Origin of the sequence: Pseudomonas idahonensis (genome assembly GCF_037903935.1) — a bacterium.
Lineage (GTDB): Bacteria > Pseudomonadota > Gammaproteobacteria > Pseudomonadales > Pseudomonadaceae > Aquipseudomonas > Aquipseudomonas danubii.
Window position 1 is genome coordinate 3,642,319 of the sequence record NZ_CP149586.1, and the last position, 17,636, is coordinate 3,659,954.

Sequence of the window (17,636 nt, forward strand, 5' to 3'; positions counted from 1 at the left end):
AATGGCCTGATGTTGACCATTACCGGCCACCCGCGGCTAAAGGCTGTCGGGGCGCAGGATCAACACCGCCAGGGGCGGCAGGTTGAGCACCAGGGACAGGGCCTGGCCATGGCTGCCCTGTTCTTCACTGAAGGCTTCGCCGCCATTGCCATAGTTGGAACCGGCATAGAGTTGCGAATCGCTGTTGAGCAGCTCGCTCCAGCGTCCCGCCAGCGGCACGCCGACGCGGTAGGCCTGGCGCGGCACCGGGGTGAAGTTGGCCACCACCAGCAAGGGCTCGCCGGTTTTGCTCCAGCGCAACCAGGCATAGACGCTGTTGATCGCATCGTCGCCGATCAGCCACTGGAAACCCTGGGGCACGTCGTCCTGGTCATGCAACGCCGGGTACTGGCGATACAGCCGGTTGAGGTCGCCCACCAATTGCTGCACGCCCCGGTGCTCCGGGTACTGCAGCAGGTACCAGTCCAGTTGCTGATCGTGATTCCACTCGCGCCACTGGCCGAACTCGCAGCCCATGAACAGCAGTTTCTTGCCCGGATGGGCCCACATGAAGCTCAGGTACGCCCGCAGGTTGGCGAACTTCTGCCAGCGGTCGCCTGGCATCTTGTCGATCAGCGAATGCTTGCCGTGCACCACCTCGTCATGGGAGATCGGCAGAATGAAACGCTCGGACCAGGCGTACACCAGGCCGAAGCTCAGTTCGTTGTGGTGATGGGCGCGGTACACCGGGTCCTGCTGGATGTAATGCAGGGAGTCGTGCATCCAGCCCATGTTCCATTTGTAGGCAAAGCCCAGGCCGCCCTGGTCGGTGCGCTGGCTGACCCCGGGCCAGGCGGTGGATTCCTCGGCAATCACCAGGGCGCCCGGCGCTTCCAGGGCCACCACATCGTTGAGGTGGCGCAGAAAGTCGATGGCTTCCAGATTCTCGCGGCCGCCGTGACGGTTCGGCACCCATTCACCGGCCTTGCGCGAATAGTCGCGATAGAGCATCGAGGCCACCGCATCCACCCGCAGACCGTCGACATGGAAATGCTTGAGCCAGTGCAGCGCCGAGGCCAGCATGAAACCGTGCACTTCCGTGCGCCCGAGGTTGTAGATCAGGGTGTCCCAGTCCTGGTGAAAGCCCTCCAGGGGGTTGCCGTACTCATAGAGCGCGGTGCCGTCGAACTGGGCCAAGCCATGGGTATCGGTGGGAAAGTGCGCCGGCACCCAGTCGAGGATCACACCGATATCCGCCTGATGGCAGGCATCGACAAAGGCGGCGAAATCCTGGGGCGAGCCATAGCGGGCACTGGGGGCGAACTGTGACAGCGGTTGATACCCCCAGGAACCGCCGAAGGGGTGTTCCATGATCGGCATCAGCTCGATATGGGTGAAGCCCAGGTCCTTGACGTAGGGGATCAGGCGTTCGGCCAGCTCGGCCCAACTGTACTGGCGGGCCACTTCCCCAAGGTCATCCACTTCGCACTGCCAGGAGCCGGCGTGCAACTCGTAGATGGACAAGGGCGCATCGGTTCGCTGATGTTCGCCCCTGGCCTGCATCCATGCCTGGTCCTGCCAGTGGAATTGCAAGGGCTCGGCGACCCTGGACGCAGTGTCCGGCGGCAACTGGGTGGCCAGGGCCATGGGGTCGGCCTTGAGCGGCAGGATGCCCTGGGGCCCGAGAATCTCGTACTTGTAGGCCTCTCCAGGTTGCAGGCGCGGAACGAACAGCTCCCAGACCCCGGAGGGATGCCGCAGGCGCATGGGGTGGCGCCGCCCGTCCCAGATATTGAAGTCCCCCACCACCGAAACCCGCCGGGCGTTGGGCGCCCAGACTGCAAAGCGCACGCCCTGGACGCCGTCCACGGTGGTCGGTTGCGCCCCCAGGCAGGAGCCGAGGTCCCGATGATTGCCTTCGGCAAACAGATACAGATCCATCTCCCCCAGCAACGGGCCGAAGCTGTAGGGGTCTTCACTGACCTGCTCGCCACCGGCCCACTGCACCCGCAGCAGATAGGGCCGACTCTGGCTGAAATGCCCGGCAAACAGCCCGGGCACTTCGGCGGCGTGGAGGCTGCCGAGCACTTGCTGCTGCTCCCGGTCCAGCACCTGCACGCTCAGGGCGCCGGGCAGATAGGCCCGGATGAATTGCCCGCCGGCACCGTCTCCGTGGGGCCCGAGCACAGCGAACGGATCAGGATGCTCGGCCCGCACCAAGGCATCGATGACCTCGGCTGAAGGGAGCAATGCCGGTTGGTTCTTTCCCTGTTCCTTGTTCGAGACACTCATGACTGCTCTCCATCACGCTCAAGATCGGAAAAGGGTTCCAGTTCACGCAACAGCCCCACCAGGCCGTGCAAGGGCACAGGCAGCCAGGTGGGCCGGTTTTCCGCTTCATAGGCCAGCTCATAGGCGGCCTTCTCCAGACTGAACAGGGCCAGTGCGGCCTCCGCAGCCGCCGGGTCCTGCCACTCATGGGCAAGACTAGCCGTCGCCAGCCGATACGCCTGGACAAAGGCTTGCCGCGCCTCCTGCAGATAACGACGGACCACCCGTTGCCGGGCCTGCTCGGCCATCTGCGCGCCCTCCACCGCTGGCGTCTCCAGGGCCATGGCGGCAGCGTAGTCGAAGGAGCGCAACACCCCGCTGACATCCTTGTATGGGCTGTGCTTGCCCCGACGCTCTGCCAGAGGCCGCGCCGGCTCACCCTCGAAGTCGATCAGGTAGGCATCGCCTTTGACCACCAGCACCTGCCCCAGATGCAGGTCACCATGCACCCGGATCCGCAGCCCACCCACCAACTGCCTGGCCAGTTGCTGGATGTGACCGAGGATTTTCGTCTTGTGCTGCAACAATCGGCTCACCCGTTTCTGGTCGCCAGGACTCAGCTCGCCCTGACGCTGCTGGAGCAACTGCAACCCCCGTTCCACTTGTGCCGCCACCTGACGATTCCAGGCCTGGGTGTCCTTGAGGGTGCTCACTTGCGGTGCAAAGTCCGGTGGGCTGTCGCGGGCCGCCAGCAACAGGTGCATTTCTCCCAGACGCTGCCCCAGCAGGCCGGCGAAATCCTCAAGCTCCCCGAGGGCGTTGTAGTGTTGTTCATGCTCGGACATGGCCTGCGCCCACTCATCGCGGATAGCCCGCTCCAGGTTGTTCTGGGTCCATTCCCAGGCATCCCCCTGATTGCTCAGGTAGCCCTGGGCGATCATCAGCAGATGATCCTCGCCCTGCTCATCGCGGCGCACCACCGAGCCCAGCAAGGGCGAGATATGGCGGAATCCGGCGGCAGTGAGGAAGGCGCCCATTTCCAGTTCCGGGTGAGTGCCTCCTTCCACCCTGCGAATCAGCTTGAGCACCAGGCTGCCCCCCACCACCACCGAGCTGTTGGACTGTTGCGCCGAGAGGTAGCGCACCTCGGAGTCGCCGGTCAGCCCCAACTCGGCCAACAGCTCGGTGCCGTCGAAACGGATCTGCCCGGCAGCACTGTCCAGCCGGGTCTGCGCCTGCAGGGCCTGCAGCACGCTGCGCACGAAACTGTCGAGGGCGAAGGCGTCGGTGATCAGCCCGACCTGGCGCCCGCGCCGCACCCGGGCCATGGCCAGTTGCTGAGGCAAGGCACTGCCGAGCGGCTCTTCCGCGAGCAGGCCGAAGGGCAGTTGATAGCGCTGGCGCTGTCCATCGCTGGTGACCTCGATCTCGCTGAGCAGCACCGGATGCTGGGGATCGCCAAAACCTACGCCGTAGGCGATCTGTGCCTGCTCGATGGCGCTGTCCTTGCCAGCGAACCAGCGGCGCTTGGGCAGCCAGTGGGGCAAGACGCTGTGCTCCAGCGTGGTGCGCGATGGCGCTTCGAGCAATTCTTCGAGGCGTTTTTTCAGCACCAGGGTGGTGAAGTCCGGCAGGCTCTGGGCCGGTTCCACATGCCAGCTGGGCATCTGGTTTTCTGCCGCCAGAACGAACCAGTAGAAGCCGTAGGGCGCCAGGGTCAGGAGGAAACTCAACTGGCCGATGGGAGGAAAGGCATTTCCGCCGAGCATCTCCACCGGCACCATGCCAGCGAAGGCCGACAGGTCCAGTTCCGCCGCCTGGGCACTGCGCGAGACGTTGGCCACGCAGAGGATGATTTCCTGCTTGCCGTCAGGCCCCGTGTATTCCCGGGTATAGGCCAGAATCCGCCGGTTGCTCGGCGACAGCATCTTCAGCGTGCCCCGGCCAAAGGCCTTGGACTGCTTGCGCACCGCCAGCATGCGGCGGGTCCAGTTGAGCAACGAGTGGGGATCGCCGGACTGGGTCTCGACGTTGACCGACTGATAGCCATACAGCGGGTCCATGATCGGCGGCAGCACCAGGCTCGCCGGGTCGGCGCGGGAAAAGCCGCCATTGCGGTCGATGGACCACTGCATTGGCGTGCGCACGCCGTCGCGGTCCCCCAGGTAGATGTTGTCGCCCATGCCGATCTCGTCGCCGTAATACAGGGTCGGGGTGCCGGGCATCGACAGCAGCAGGCTGTTGAGCAGTTCGATGCGCCGCCGGTCGCGCTCCATCAGCGGCGCCAGGCGCCGGCGAATCCCCAGGTTGATCCGCGCCCGGCGGTCGGCGGCGTAGTAGTTCCACAGATAGTCACGCTCCTTGTCGGTGACCATTTCCAGGGTCAGCTCATCGTGGTTGCGCAGAAAGATCGCCCACTGGCAGTGGGCCGGAATCTCCGGGGTCTGGCGCAGGATATCGGTAATGGGGAAGCGGTCTTCCTGGGCCAGGGCCATGTACATGCGCGGCATGAGTGGAAAGTGGAAAGCCATGTGGCATTCGTCGCCGTCGTCGCCATTGGTTGATTGGCCAAAGTACAGCTGGGTGTCCTCCGGCCACTGGTTGGCCTCGGCCAGGAGCATGCGGTCCGGGTAGTGGGCGTCGATCTCGGCGCGGATCTGCTTGAGCACGTCGTGGGTCTCGGGCAGGTTCTCGTTGTGGGTGCCATCGCGCTCGATCAGGTAGGGAATGGCGTCCAGGCGCAGGCCGTCGATGCCCATGTCCAGCCAGTAGCGCATCACCGAGAGCACCGCCTTCATCACCTGGGGATTGTCGAAATTGAGGTCCGGCTGGTGGGAATAGAAGCGGTGCCAAAAGTACTGGCCGGCCACCGGGTCCCAGGTCCAGTTGGACGTTTCGGTATCCAGGAAGATGATCCGCGTGCCGGCGTATTTCTGCTCGTCGTCGGACCACACGTAAAAGTTGCGCGCCGCCGAACCGGGCCGGGCCTTGCGCGCCCGCTGGAACCAGGGGTGCTGGTCCGAGGTGTGATTGATCACCAGCTCGGTGATCACCCGCAGCTCGCGCTTGTGGGCCTCGGCGATAAAGCGCCGGACGTCGGCCAGGGTGCCGTAGTCGGGGCTGACCCCGCGGTACTCGGCGATGTCATAGCCGTCGTCACGGCGTGGCGAGGGATAGAACGGCAACAGCCAGAGGGTGTTGACCCCCAGCTCCTTGATGTAGTCGAGCTTGGCGATCAGCCCGGGAAAGTCGCCGATCCCGTCGTTATTGGAATCGAAATAGGACTTCACATGCACCTGGTAGATCACCGCGTCCTTGTACCAGAGCGGGTCCTTGATAAAGGTCGCTGAGCGGGGTTTCTTGGCCATGTCGGACTCCTGAAAAATGAATTCGCAGCCGCCACACAGCACGCCCTTGGTTGGGGTTGGCTGGCCAGCGAAGGCGTCGCCCGGCCTGCACAAGGCTCGCGGGCCGATTCGCCGGCAAGCCGGCGCCTATGAGGAAAAACGCGGCAAGCCGCCGTCTACGTGGGGGTGATGCGCCAGATGCCGAAGGGTTGCGCCGGTTCCAGGCGCATGAATTGGGTCTTGCCGTACCAGGTCCAGCGATGGCCGTTCATCAGGTCCTCCCCCTGGGTGGCGGCATCGTCAGCCAGCCCCAGCTCCCACAGCGGCAGTTCGAAATGGGCCTCCTGGGCATTGAAGGGATCGAGGCTGACCGCCACCAGGACGAAGTTGTCGCCCTCGGCGTTGCGTTTGCCGAAATACAGGATCTGATCGTTCCAGGCGTTGTACAGCTTGAGCCCCAGGTGACTGTGCAGCGCCGGGTTCTGCCGGCGGATGCGGTTGAGCTGGGCGATCTCGGCAATGATGTTGCCGGCGGCGTTGAAATCCCGGGGCCGGATCTCGTACTTCTCCGAATCCAGGTACTCCTCCTTGCCCGGCACCGGTGCCGATTCACAGAGTTCAAACCCGGAGTACATGCCCCACAGTCCCGAGCCCATGCTGGCCAGCACCGCGCGGATCAGAAACCCCGTGCGCCCCGAGTCATGCAGAAACGCCGGATTGATGTCCGGGGTGTTGACGAAGAAGTTCGGTCGGAAGCACTCGCGCCACGGCGACTGATTGAGCTCGCTGAAGTAGCTGGCCAGCTCGCTCTTGGTGTTGCGCCAGGTGAAGTAGGTGTAGCTCTGGGTGTAACCGACCTTGCCCAGGCGCGCCATCATCGCCGGGGTGGTAAAGGCCTCGGCGAGGAAGATCACCTCCGGGTACTGGCGGCGCACGTCGCCGATCAGCCATTGCCAGAACGGCAGCGGCTTGGTGTGGGGGTTGTCCACGCGAAAGGTCTTGACCCCCTCCTCGACCCAGCCGATGACGATGTCCCGCAGCTCCAGCCACAGGCTGGGTATGGCGTCGGCGGCATAGAAGTCGAGGTTGACGATGTCCTGATACTTCTTCGGTGGGTTCTCGGCGTACTTGATGGTGCCGTCCGGGCGCCAGTTGAACCAGCCCGGGTGCTGCTTGAGCCAGGGATGGTCCTGGGAACACTGGATGGCGAAATCCAGGGCGATCTCCAGGCCGTGGTCGGCAGCGGCGGCTACCAGACGACGGAAGTCATCCAGGCTGCCCAACTGCGGATGGATCGCCTCGTGGCCGCCCTCCTCGCTGCCAATCGCGTAGGGACTGCCGGGGTCGCCCGGGGCCGCCGTCAACGCGTTGTTGCGCCCCTTGCGGTGGCTGCGGCCAATGGGATGGATGGGCGGGAAATACAGCACGTCGAAGCCCATGTCGTGGATCATCGACAGCCGCGAGTGGACGTCGTTGAAAGTGCCATGGCGGGACGGATGCTCGGTGATCGAGCGCGGAAACAGCTCGTACCAACTGGCGAACTGCGCCTGTACCCGCTCCACATCCAGCGGGTATTCGGGGCTCAGGCTCAGGTAGGGCCGGTGGTCGGCCTCGGCCATCAGCCGGGCACTGGAATCCTTGAGAAACAAGGCGACCTGCTCGGTCTCCAGCAAGCCGGCAAGCTGTTGTTGCAGCGCCAGCAACCGCTCGCGCAACGGCCCTTCGCTACGCTCGGCGGCTTGCTGCACCGAAGTCCGCCCCTCTTGCAACTCCAGGCTCACCGGCACCCCGGCCCGGTGTTTTTTCTCCAGTTCGTAACAGAAGCTGGCGAACTGATCGATCCAGGCTTCGATACAAAAGCGATAGCGGCCCACGGTGGGCACGGGAAAGCGCCCCAGCCAGCCATCGTTGCCCTGGTCCTCAAGGGCCTGGCTGCTCCAGGCGTCCTGCTGCTCCTCGCGCCAGCGCACCCGCACGGCCAGTTTGTCGTGGCCGTCGGCGAACACCTTGCACGTCACCTCGACCTCTTGGCCGGCCACCGCCTTGACCGCGAACTGCCCGCCGTCGAGGACCGGGCGAGTGTTCTCGATGGCAATGCGCGGCAGCAACAAGGCCTGAGACAAGGGCAACTGCGCCTGGTATTGCTGTTCAGTCGGTTTTTCTGCAGTCATTGAGCATCACCCCTTTAACGCGCCATGGACGCTCTGGTCGCAGGGCGCCCAGCGCCCCGATGAATCAATGCACCTTGTTTCCGAGCCACCGGCATCGGCGAAAGTTCACCGCGATCGCTGGCCAAATCGACGGGAATCAATTCCCTGCTCCCAGGGTCCACCCAGAGAGCCCGTGCATCGACAAGCACAAAGGAGGCCACAGCGATGAATATCCCGATCCCGGCAGAAACTCCCGATCCGAACATCGACCAACCGACCCTGCCCCCCAGCGAGCCGCAACCGGTTCCCGAGCAGGAACCACCAGAGACCACCCCACCGCCCAAGGGCGATCCTCCCAATACCATGCCGCCGGTGGTGGTCACGCATGGAGCGTCGACCCGCTGACACCACAGCAGCCAGCTTGCCGGCCAAAACACCCGTCCTCTTGACGGACCTGTTCGCCGGCCAGTCGGCTCCTGCACCCGCGGCCTGCAACGACCACCGTTGATCGCCGCTGCCGAACCCTGGCCAGGCCCTGCAGCCTAATCTGTACGCCCATTGCCAAGAGGTACGCATCATGAGCCTGCGCATCGAAAACCAGACCTGCTACATCGACACCGACACCCTCCACCAACGCCTTCCCGCCAGCGCCCTGACCGTCATCACCGACGCTGCCAAATCCATGTCGGCGGTGGAGCTGGCGGGAGAACGCATCTACGTCACCGAAGCAGAAGCCGATGCTTTGACCGTAGCAGGCGCCACCGACGGTCGGCGCCATCTGAAGGCCACCGACGGTGATTCGGTGATTTGACTGATCTGGATCAGGGCTCGCCGCGAAGGCCTGTGCCAGAGGTCCCTGCGGCCCTCCCTGGTGGCTCTTGAGGGGGTGCAGCAAGTTGTCGCAGGGGCACCGTAAAGGCTCATCTGATACGGTTTTTTATCAAATACCTGAGTCTGTTATGCAAACAGATCCGTGGTCATAGTTGCGCGGCCTGATGGAGGCTGATGAGCGAACGACCATGAGCGAAAGAATCCCCGTCCGATTAGTAGAGACCTTCGAACCTTCACCCCCTAAACAGATGAAGTCGAAGACCACCGACAAACACGTTTACACCCGCAGCTTCACCGGTTTGTTCCGTACCCTGCGCATGACCGGCGCAGGTTTCCTGTTCCTGCTGTTCTTCGGCACGGTCTGGTTGAACTGGGGCGGCCGCCAGGCGGTGCTCTGGGACCTGGCCGAAAGCAAGTTCCACATCTTCGGCGCGACCTTCTGGCCTCAGGACTTCATCCTCCTCTCGGCGCTGCTGATCATCTGCGCCTTCGGCCTGTTCGCCATCACGGTGTTCGCCGGCCGGGTCTGGTGCGGCTACACCTGCCCGCAAAGTTCATGGACCTGGCTGTTCATGTGGTGCGAGAAGGTCACTGAAGGTGAACGCAACCAGCGCATCAAGCTGCAAGCTGCGCCCTGGGGCCTGAACAAGCTGGCCCGCCGGGCCATGAAGCACACCTTGTGGCTGGGCATCAGCCTGCTCACCGGTCTGACCTTCGTTGGCTACTTCACCCCGATCCGCCCTCTGGCCCAGGAACTGCTGACCCTGCAGATCGGTGGCCTGAGTCTGTTCTGGGTGCTGTTCTTCGCTGCGGCCACCTACATCAACGCCGGCTGGCTGCGCGAGGCGGTGTGCATGCACATGTGCCCTTATGCGCGCTTCCAGAGCGTGATGTTCGACAAGGACACCCTGACCATTTCCTACAACCCGGTGCGCGGTGAAAGCCGCGGCCCGCGCAAGCGTGACGTCAAGCCCGCCGACGTCGGCCTGGGCGACTGCATCGACTGCCAGGTGTGCGTGCAGGTCTGCCCTACCGGCATCGACATTCGCGACGGCCTGCAGATGGAATGCATCGGCTGCGCCGCCTGCATCGACGCCTGCGACTCGATCATGGACAAGATGGGCTACGCCCGGGGCCTGATCGCCTACACCTCGGAACACCAACTGCAAGGGGGCAAGACTCACCTGCTGCGGCCGCGCCTGGTGGGCTACAGCGCGGTGCTGCTGGTGATGATCGGCGCCCTGGCCCTGGCCCTGGTACAACGGCCGATGGTGTCCCTGGACGTGAGCAAGGACCGTGGCCTGTTCCGCGAGAACGCCCTGGGGCAGATCGAGAACATCTACAGCCTGAAGATCATCAACAAGACCCAGGAGCGCCAGAACTATCGCCTGGCCCTGGTGGATGGCGATGGTTTCGAACTGCAGGGCAAGACCGAACTGAGCCTGGCCCCGGGCGAAATCACCGACCTGCCGGTCTCGGTGGCGATGACCCAGGACCGCCCACAAAGCAGCTCCCAGGCCATCAGCTTCAAGGTCGCCGACAGCGATGAGCCAAGCGTCTACGCCATCGCCAAAAGCCGTTTTGTTGCGCCGATGAACCGCTGAGCCTCTAGAATGCCGTGGCCAGGGAGCCTGCTGCCGTCCCTCGGCCACGGGAACCCTGTACTCGACGCCGCCACGGGCCCCACCCTGGCCGTCGAGCCTTCCCTTGCGAATCTGAACACCTAGACCCGATGACCAGACTGGATCTTGCACCGCAGATGAAACGCTACGAAAAATTCGCCGACGACATCGCCGAACTGATCCGCTCCGGGGTCCTGGGCCCTGGCCAGCGCGTGCCTTCGGTGCGCTACGCCAGCCAGACCTACGGGGTCAGCCCGTCAACCGTGTTTCAGGCCTATTACCTGCTGGAGCGTCGCGGTCTGATCCGTGCCCGCCCGCGCTCCGGCTACTTCGTCAATGCTCACGCACCGAGCCCGTTCTCCGAGCCGGTGATCAGCAGCGAAGTCAACGAATCCACCGAAGTCGATGTCAGCGAACTGGTGTTCTCGGTGCTCGACTCGATCAAGGACCCGAGCACCGTGCCCTTCGGCTCGGCCTTCCCCAGCCCGACCCTGTTCCCCCTGCAACGCCTGTCCCGCTCCCTGGCCAGCGCCAGCCGCGAGATGGACCCGCGGGTAGTGGTCACCGACATGTCCCCGGGCAACCCGCAACTGCGCCGCCAGATCGCCCTGCGCTACATGGTGGCCGGGCTGATGCTGCCCATGGAGGAACTGCTGATCACCAACGGCGCCCTGGAGGCCCTGAACCTGTGCCTGCAGGCCGTGACCGAGCCCGGCGACCTGGTGGCCATCGAGGCCCCGGCCTTCTATGCCAGCCTGCAAGTGCTGGAACGGCTCAAGCTCAAGGCGGTGGAAATACCCGTGCACCCGCGAGACGGCATCGACCTTGGGGTCCTGGCCCAGACCTTGGAGCGGCACCCGATCAAGGCCTGCTGGTGCATGACCAACTTCCAGAACCCCATGGGCGCGAGCATGCCCGAGGCCAAGAAGCAGGAACTGGTGGAACTGTTGCGCCAGCATCAAGTGCCACTGATCGAAGACGACGTCTACGCCGAGCTGTACTACGGCCAGCAAGCGCCAAAACCGGCCAAGGCCTTCGACACCGAAGGCCTGGTGATGCACTGCGGCTCCTTCGCCAAGAGCCTGGCCCCCGGCTACCGCATTGGCTGGGTGGCCGCCGGGCGTTACGCGCAGAAAATCGAACGGCTGAAACTCATGACCTCGCTGTGCGCCTCGATGCCGGCCCAGGCGGCGATTGCCGACTACCTGCAGCACGGCGGCTACGACCGCCACCTGCGCAAACTGCGCTACGCCCTGGAAGAACAACAGAGCGCCATGCTGGCGGCGATTGCCCGCTACTTCCCGGCGCAGACCCGGGTCAGCCAGCCGGCGGGCGGCTACTTCCTGTGGCTGGAACTGCCACCGCAGATGGACTCGTTGAAACTGTTCCAGATGGCCCTGGCCCAGGGCATCAGCATCGCCCCCGGACCGATCTTTTCCCCGACCCAGCGCTTTCGCAACTGCATCCGCCTGAACTACGGCAGCCCCTGGAACGAAGCGGCGGAACAGGCCATGGAAACCCTGGGGCGGATCATCCGCTCCTTTTGAGTGGTGCGGCGCAGGGGGTAGCAGGTTTAGCGTCTGCTGCGCCGGAATGCCGCCCAAGCCGTTCGCAGCCTGCGGCAGCGTCTACACAAATCCCCGATCGGCATTGGCCCTGTAGCCGCTGCTGAGCCACGGCGAAGCTGCGCAAAGGTCCGCAGGACCTTGCCTGACGATCGCCTGTCGAACGCACAGCAACCTAAAGATCGTGGCGTCTCCTGCGGAGCCGTTCGCAGCCTGCGGCAGCGGCTACAGAGTATGTGCGTTCTGTAGCCGCTGCTGAGCCTGCGAAGCTGCGCAAAGGTCCGCAGGACCTTCGCCCCTGCCAAGAGCAACGTCGCCCTGTAAAGGACAAATGAAACCAGGCCGGCCGCCAGGCCGCCGTCTTGCTCTTGATCTTGATCTGAACGCCCCGTTAACCACGATGGCCGAACGCAGGTATTGAGCCGTGGGTAACCCGGCAGGACGCCGGTTTAGCCGCCACCCGGCCAGGGATGGCCGGTGGCGGCGGCCCACGGATCAATGCCGGAGTTCGGGCATGCCGAGCCTAGGCGAGGCACCGAGTGGAGGGGCAGAAGCGTTTTGCTCACTTTTGCGCTCTTCAAAAGTGAGTCGCTGTAAGAGCGAAACCGCCAACCGCCCCACCCGCAGCAACGGATATCCCCCCTCACCCCCCACACAAAACCAAACGCCCCCCTCACCACAACAATGAACACCTCCCAACATAAAAAAACCGCCAAAGCACCTTGCCCCACCCCCTCAATTCATTCAGCATCCGCGCTCCAATTTTCCAGGGAAAGGAACACGTCATGGTCGAAGACCTGTATTACGACGACTACCCAGAGGCCAAGGCCGAACTGATCAAGGCCATCGAACGCGGCCGCCTGCCACTGCTGACCCAGGAACTCAACGCCTACGACTGCATCCAGGCGATCTTCGAACTGGACGCCATCAACAACCCCAAGGACGAGGAAGACGCCTTCTTCGACCTGGCCCTGGCCCTGATCGGCTGGATTCCCGGCCCCGGGCACGGCCTGAAGATCCTCCTGCGCCTGATCAATCGCGCCCCCCAGCGCCACGCCGAGAAGCTCTTCGACCTGATCCGCCACACCCTGTTGGCCTGCCGCCTGAAAACCAGCCCCGAACAACTGCTGGAAAAGTGCCTGGACCCCGTGCGCCTGGCCGAAGAGCTGCCCGAGATCATCCGCGGCGTGAGCGCCTCCACCACCTTCAACGGCCTCACGCCCCAGCAGCAGCGCCTGGTGCTGCACAACCTCAACGAAGCCTGCGAACACACCGACTTCCTCATGGTGACGGTGCAAGAGCGCATCGCCCCGTGGATCGCCGAACAGCGCAACAACTCGGCCGCCGCCCACAGCCGCGGCCCGGCCCTGCAGCCCAAGCCACAGTCCTCCCTGGAAGCCGGCACGCCAACCATCAACCGCGCTGCGCAGCCTGAAACCCGCGATGCCGCGCGCATCACCCGGGACGTCAACCAGGGTATGGAACAGCTCACCGGCGAAGACCACTGGCTGGAGCTGAACCTGCACTACCCCAACCTGGAACCGGTGTCCGGCGCCGCCTACCGAGTGATCTTCAGCGACGGCTCGCAAGCCGAAGGCAACCTTGACGAAGAGGGCTTCGCCCGCCTGGAGGGCATTCCTCCCGGTCCGGCCAAGGTGTATTACGGCGAAGACCCGCGCCCCTACCTGCGCCAGCCGATCTCGGCCCTTCCCGCCAATGCGCAGCAGCTGGAAGAGGAACTGGAGCAGCTCGACCTGGAGCCGGCCGAAGTGGACCTGGCGACGCTGCTGCTGGAAACCTCGCAGCGCAAGGCGCCCTTCACCCTGATTCCCGTCTACTGAGACAAGGCGCCAAGATGAACCGCAGACAAGTGTTTCTCAGCCACGCCCATTACCACCGCTACCTGGAAAGCCTGGCGGGCACCGAAGCCCGCTGGCAGATGCACTCGATGACGGCCGACAGCCCCGAGCAAGAAGCCGCCCTCAAGGCCGCGGAAGTCAAGGACGCGCGCCTGCATCATCTGATCCTGAACTACACCGGCGGTGCGTCCATGGAGGCGTTGGCCCAGGAGCTGGACGGGGTGATCGAGGGCTACGAGGACTACCAGCGCAAGCTGGGGCTTTGTGAAGAACTGCCGAATATCGCGCCGCTGAACATCGACGACTACCCCCACGATTACGAAGAATATGTACAGGTCATCAGCCTGTGCATCCTGCTGCAACGCGGCGACCTGCTGCCCCGGGTGGCGCTGTTGCAGGACCGTGCCGGCTACCATGCCGAGGACACCCTGATCGAGGATCTGCTCAAGCCCTACCTGCCGGATCGCGCCGACCTCGATGAGTGGTACCACACCCTCTACTCGCCCCTGATCTGGGCGATCTACAGCGAAGACCCGGACGAACCTCGGGACCTGCTGGTGGAGTACTGCAACCAGTGGTACCAGTCCTTCGAGCACGCCTCGTGGTACGACAGCCACCTGGACATGGACGAGGGTGGTTACTACTTCGGCTACTGGGCCTTCGAGGCCGCGGCAGTGGCCTACCTGTATGGCCTGGACGACAGTGCGGTCAAGCACATGGTCTTCCCCCGGGACCTGCTCGACTACGCCCGGCGCTTTACCCCGCCGCCGATTCCCCAGCAGGCGGCGCAGGACTGAAACACGCCTCCTGCCGGCGATGAGTGCCCCATTCCATCCTCGATCCAGCCCTGCGGGCCAGCCCACTCGCGGGCGCCCTTATCCCTGATTCGCGTCTACCGAGCCAAGGCACCGACATGAACCGCAGACAAGTGTTTCTCAGCCACAAGCAGTACCACGACTTCCTCGAAAGCCTGGCCGGCGAAGAGGCCCATTGGCAGGCCCATTCGATGATGGCCGACAGCCCCGAGCAGGAAGCCTCCCTCAAGGCCTCCAATGTGTGCCGCGCGCGCCTGCACCACCTGATCCTGGGCTACACCGGCGGCGCACCCATGGAGCAACTGGCCCGGGAGCTGGATGGGGTGATCGAAGGTTACGAGGACTACCAGCGCAAGATGGGGGTTTATGAAGAACGGCCGGATGTCGCGCCGCTGAACATCCAAGACTACCCCGACGAGTACGAGGAATATGTCCAGGTCATCAGCCTGTGCATCCTGCTGCAACGCAGCGACCTGCTACCGCGTCTGGTGCTGCTGCAGGACCGTGCCGGCTTTGGCGGCCAGGACACCCTGATCGAGGACCTGCTCAAGGCCTACCTGCCGGATCGTGAAGACGTTGATCAGTGGTTCCACGACGTCTCCACGCCCCTGATCCGGGCCATCTACACCGAAGATCCGGATGAACCTCGGGAGCTGCTGGTGGAGTACTGCAACCAGTGGTACGAGGCGTTCGAACAGGCCCCATGGCACGACAGCCACCTGGACGGCGACGAGGGTTCCTATTTCGGCTACTGGGCCTTTGAAGCGGCTGCCGTGGCCTACCTGTATGGCCTGGACGACAGCGCGGTCAAGCACATGATCTTCCCCCGGGAGATGCTCGACTACGCCCGGCGCTTTACCCCGCCGCCGATGCCCTTCCACTGAGACCAGGTGCTGACATGCAACGCAGGCAAGTGTTCCTCGACCCGAAGCAGTACCACATCCTCCTGGAGTTCCTGGCGGGTACCGAAGCCCATTGGCAGACACATTCTATGGAAGAGGACTACCCCGGGCAGGAAGCCTCGCTCAAGGCCTGGGAGGTCAAGCGAGCACGCCTGGACCATCTGATCCTGGGCTACACCGGCGGCAAGGCCATGCCGGAGCTGGCCCAGGAGCTGGAAGCACTGATCGCCAGCTACGAGGAGCATCAGCGCACCTTGGCCCTGTGCAACGAGGTGCCCGATATCGCGCCGCTGAACATCGAGGACTACCTCGACCAGTACGAGGAATACGTGCAGGTCATCAGCCTGTGCATCCTGCTGCAACGCCGCGACCTGCTGCCGCGCATGGTGGCGCTGCAGGACCGCGCCGGCTTCCACGCCGAGGACACCCTGGTCGAGGACCTGCTCAAGCCCTGCCTGCCGGGCCGCGCAGACATCGATGAGTGGTACCACCCGGTCTATACGCCGCTGATCAGGGCCATCTACGCCGATCAAGCGGACGAGGCCCGGGAGCTGCTGGTGGAGTACTGCGACCAGTGGTACGAAGCGTTCGAACAGGCCCCATGGCACGACTCCCACCTGGACGGTGAATCCTACTTCGGCTACTGGGCCTTTGAAGCCGCGGCAGTGGCCTACCTGTACGGCCTGGACGACAGTGCGGTCAAGCACATGGTCTTCCCCCGGGAGATGCTCGACTACGCCCGGCGCTTTACCCCGCCGCCGATTCCCCAACAGCTGGCGCAGCACTGATAGACCGCGTTTACCGCCCCTGCTTAAAGGTTATGCATTGCCCATGAAATCCTGGATCAAGACCCTGCTGATCACCCTGCTCGCGGCCGCCCTGTGCCTGCTGTTCGCCCGCGTTGTGCTGCCCCCGCTGCTGGTGCAGCTGATACCGCCGAGCTGGGAAGGCGGCCCGTGGTTCTGGGTCAATCTGCTGCTGGCGGGTTTCCTGGCCGGGCTGGTGGTGGCGCCCCTGCTGCGGACCCGGCGTTACTACCCGGTGCCGCTGCTGCTTCTGCTGTCCGTCCTGGTGGTGGTCGGCAATTGGGCGCATAACCGCTGCAACGACTCTCAGCTGCAGGCCATCGAACAGCTGGAAAGGCGCAGCGCGAGCCATTCGAACCTGGGGTTCTCCAGTGAGGAACCCGCGCCTTCGGCGCCCGTGGACGTGAGCGCCACACCGGGCGTCTGGGCCCATGAACAAGGCAATGGATATGGCTACAGCTGCACCCGCCCGGGGGAAACCCAGGGCTACCTGATGCCACAGTTGATGAGCTTTGGCATCAGCGTGCTGGGGCTGTTGCTGGCACTGCTGATCGGCCCCGGCCGCCGCCGCGCCCGCTGAGAAAACCGTAGGAGCTGGCTTGCCAGCGAAAGCGTCTGCGAAGTCGGCGCAAGACTTGAGGGCCCCTTCGCCGGCACGCCGGCCCCTACGGGATAGGCCGCAGACTTGCGGGGGCTCAGCGGCCGCCGCCCAGGTCGACGAAGGTGCCGGTGGCGTAGGACGCCTTGTCCGACAGCAGCCAGAGAATGGCTTCGGCCACTTCGTCGGGACGTCCGCCACGCCCCATGGGAATCGCCGATTCCAGTTTGCTGACCCGGTCGGCATCGCCGCTCAGGGCATGAAAATCGGTGTAGATGTAACCCGGGCGCACCGCATTGACGCGGATGCCCTCGCCCGCCACTTCCTTGGACAGACCGATGGTAAAGGTGTCCAGCGCGCCCTTGGAGGCGGCGTAGTCGACGTACTCGCCGGGAGCCCCCAGGCGCGCGGCCACCGACGACACGTTGACGATGCTGCCACCCTGCCCGCCATGGCGCGGCGACATGCGCAGCACCGCGTGCTTGGCGCAGAGGATCGGCCCCATGACATTGGTCTTCATGATCTTCTGGATACGGAATTCGGACATTTCGTCGAGACGGGACTTGTGCCCCACGGTGCCAGCGTTGTTGACCAGGGCAGTGACCCGGCCCAGTTCGTTGTCGACCCGGTGAAACAGGCCAATGACCTCGTCCTCGATGCTGACATCGGCCCGCACCGCAATGGCCTGGGCGCCCAGGGCGCGGACCTGCTCCAGAACCTGCTGAGCCGACTGTTCGTCGGCCTGATAGTTGATGCACACCTTGAAACCCTGCTGAGCAGCCAGCAACGCCGTGGCTGCGCCGATTCCCCGCCCGCCACCGGTGATGACGATGACTTTGTCCATGCTGCCGACTCCCTGACTGATCGTTTCAACGCCCGTCATTAAACACT

General features: G+C 64.1%; 13 protein-coding genes. 9 read left to right on the forward strand and 4 right to left on the reverse strand.

The window, feature by feature from the left end; all coding sequences use genetic code 11:
• Positions 1-36: 36 nt before the first annotated feature.
• The 3 genes from glgB to WIN67_RS16420 all read right to left on the reverse strand — a co-directional run bounded on the left by glgB (position 37) and on the right by WIN67_RS16420 (position 7,768).
• A complete protein-coding gene (glgB, locus tag WIN67_RS16410) occupies positions 37-2,271 on the reverse strand; it encodes a 1,4-alpha-glucan branching protein GlgB (RefSeq protein WP_110596902.1) in 2,235 nt (744 codons plus the stop codon).
• The gene (gene treS / locus WIN67_RS16415) at positions 2,268-5,618 is read right to left on the reverse strand and encodes a maltose alpha-D-glucosyltransferase (protein WP_339069311.1); all 3,351 of its coding nucleotides are present in this window, start codon (positions 5,616-5,618) and stop codon (positions 2,268-2,270) included. The genes glgB and treS overlap by 4 nt, the downstream gene beginning before the upstream one ends.
• A gap of 155 nt (positions 5,619-5,773) precedes the next feature.
• Entirely contained in the window at positions 5,774-7,768 is a 1,995-nt protein-coding gene (locus WIN67_RS16420; protein ID WP_339069313.1) for an alpha-1,4-glucan--maltose-1-phosphate maltosyltransferase, read from the reverse strand.
• A 204-nt stretch (positions 7,769-7,972) separates the two neighbouring features.
• Here WIN67_RS16420 and WIN67_RS16425 point away from each other — a divergent pair, with 204 nt between their 5' ends.
• From WIN67_RS16425 to WIN67_RS16465, 9 genes are all read left to right on the forward strand, one after another.
• A complete protein-coding gene (locus WIN67_RS16425; RefSeq protein WP_102863437.1) occupies positions 7,973-8,152 on the forward strand; it encodes a hypothetical protein in 180 nt (59 codons plus the stop codon).
• Between the two features lie 172 nt (positions 8,153-8,324).
• A complete protein-coding gene (locus WIN67_RS16430) occupies positions 8,325-8,558 on the forward strand; it encodes a DUF3203 family protein (protein WP_102879194.1) in 234 nt (77 codons plus the stop codon).
• 208 nt (positions 8,559-8,766) lie between these two features.
• A complete protein-coding gene (gene ccoG, locus WIN67_RS16435) occupies positions 8,767-10,182 on the forward strand; it encodes a cytochrome c oxidase accessory protein CcoG (protein ID WP_102863435.1) in 1,416 nt (471 codons plus the stop codon).
• A gap of 155 nt (positions 10,183-10,337) precedes the next feature.
• Complete coding sequence (gene mapR, locus WIN67_RS16440) at positions 10,338-11,747, forward strand: GntR family transcriptional regulator MpaR (protein WP_053151441.1); 1,410 nt, start codon at positions 10,338-10,340, stop codon at positions 11,745-11,747.
• An 803-nt stretch (positions 11,748-12,550) separates the two neighbouring features.
• The gene (locus WIN67_RS16445) at positions 12,551-13,606 is read left to right on the forward strand and encodes a hypothetical protein (protein ID WP_123390633.1); all 1,056 of its coding nucleotides are present in this window, start codon (positions 12,551-12,553) and stop codon (positions 13,604-13,606) included.
• 14 nt (positions 13,607-13,620) lie between these two features.
• On the forward strand, positions 13,621-14,421 hold the full coding sequence (locus tag WIN67_RS16450; protein ID WP_102879191.1) for a PoNe immunity protein domain-containing protein: 801 nt from the start codon (positions 13,621-13,623) through the stop codon (positions 14,419-14,421).
• 116 nt (positions 14,422-14,537) lie between these two features.
• Positions 14,538-15,323, forward strand: coding sequence for a PoNe immunity protein domain-containing protein (locus tag WIN67_RS16455; protein ID WP_339069317.1), 786 nt, complete (start codon positions 14,538-14,540; stop codon positions 15,321-15,323).
• Positions 15,324-15,337: 14 nt separating this feature from the next.
• Positions 15,338-16,129 carry a PoNe immunity protein domain-containing protein gene (locus WIN67_RS16460; RefSeq protein WP_339069319.1) on the forward strand — a complete coding sequence of 264 codons (792 nt, stop codon included), beginning with the start codon at positions 15,338-15,340 and terminating at the stop codon, positions 16,127-16,129.
• A 43-nt stretch (positions 16,130-16,172) separates the two neighbouring features.
• Positions 16,173-16,727: a hypothetical protein gene (locus WIN67_RS16465; protein ID WP_339069320.1), complete on the forward strand. Its 555-nt coding sequence runs from the start codon at positions 16,173-16,175 to the stop codon at positions 16,725-16,727.
• Positions 16,728-16,842: 115 nt separating this feature from the next.
• Here the strand turns inward: WIN67_RS16465 and WIN67_RS16470 are convergent, their stop codons facing one another.
• Complete coding sequence (locus tag WIN67_RS16470) at positions 16,843-17,589, reverse strand: SDR family oxidoreductase (protein ID WP_102879187.1); 747 nt, start codon at positions 17,587-17,589, stop codon at positions 16,843-16,845.
• Positions 17,590-17,636 lie beyond the last annotated feature (47 nt).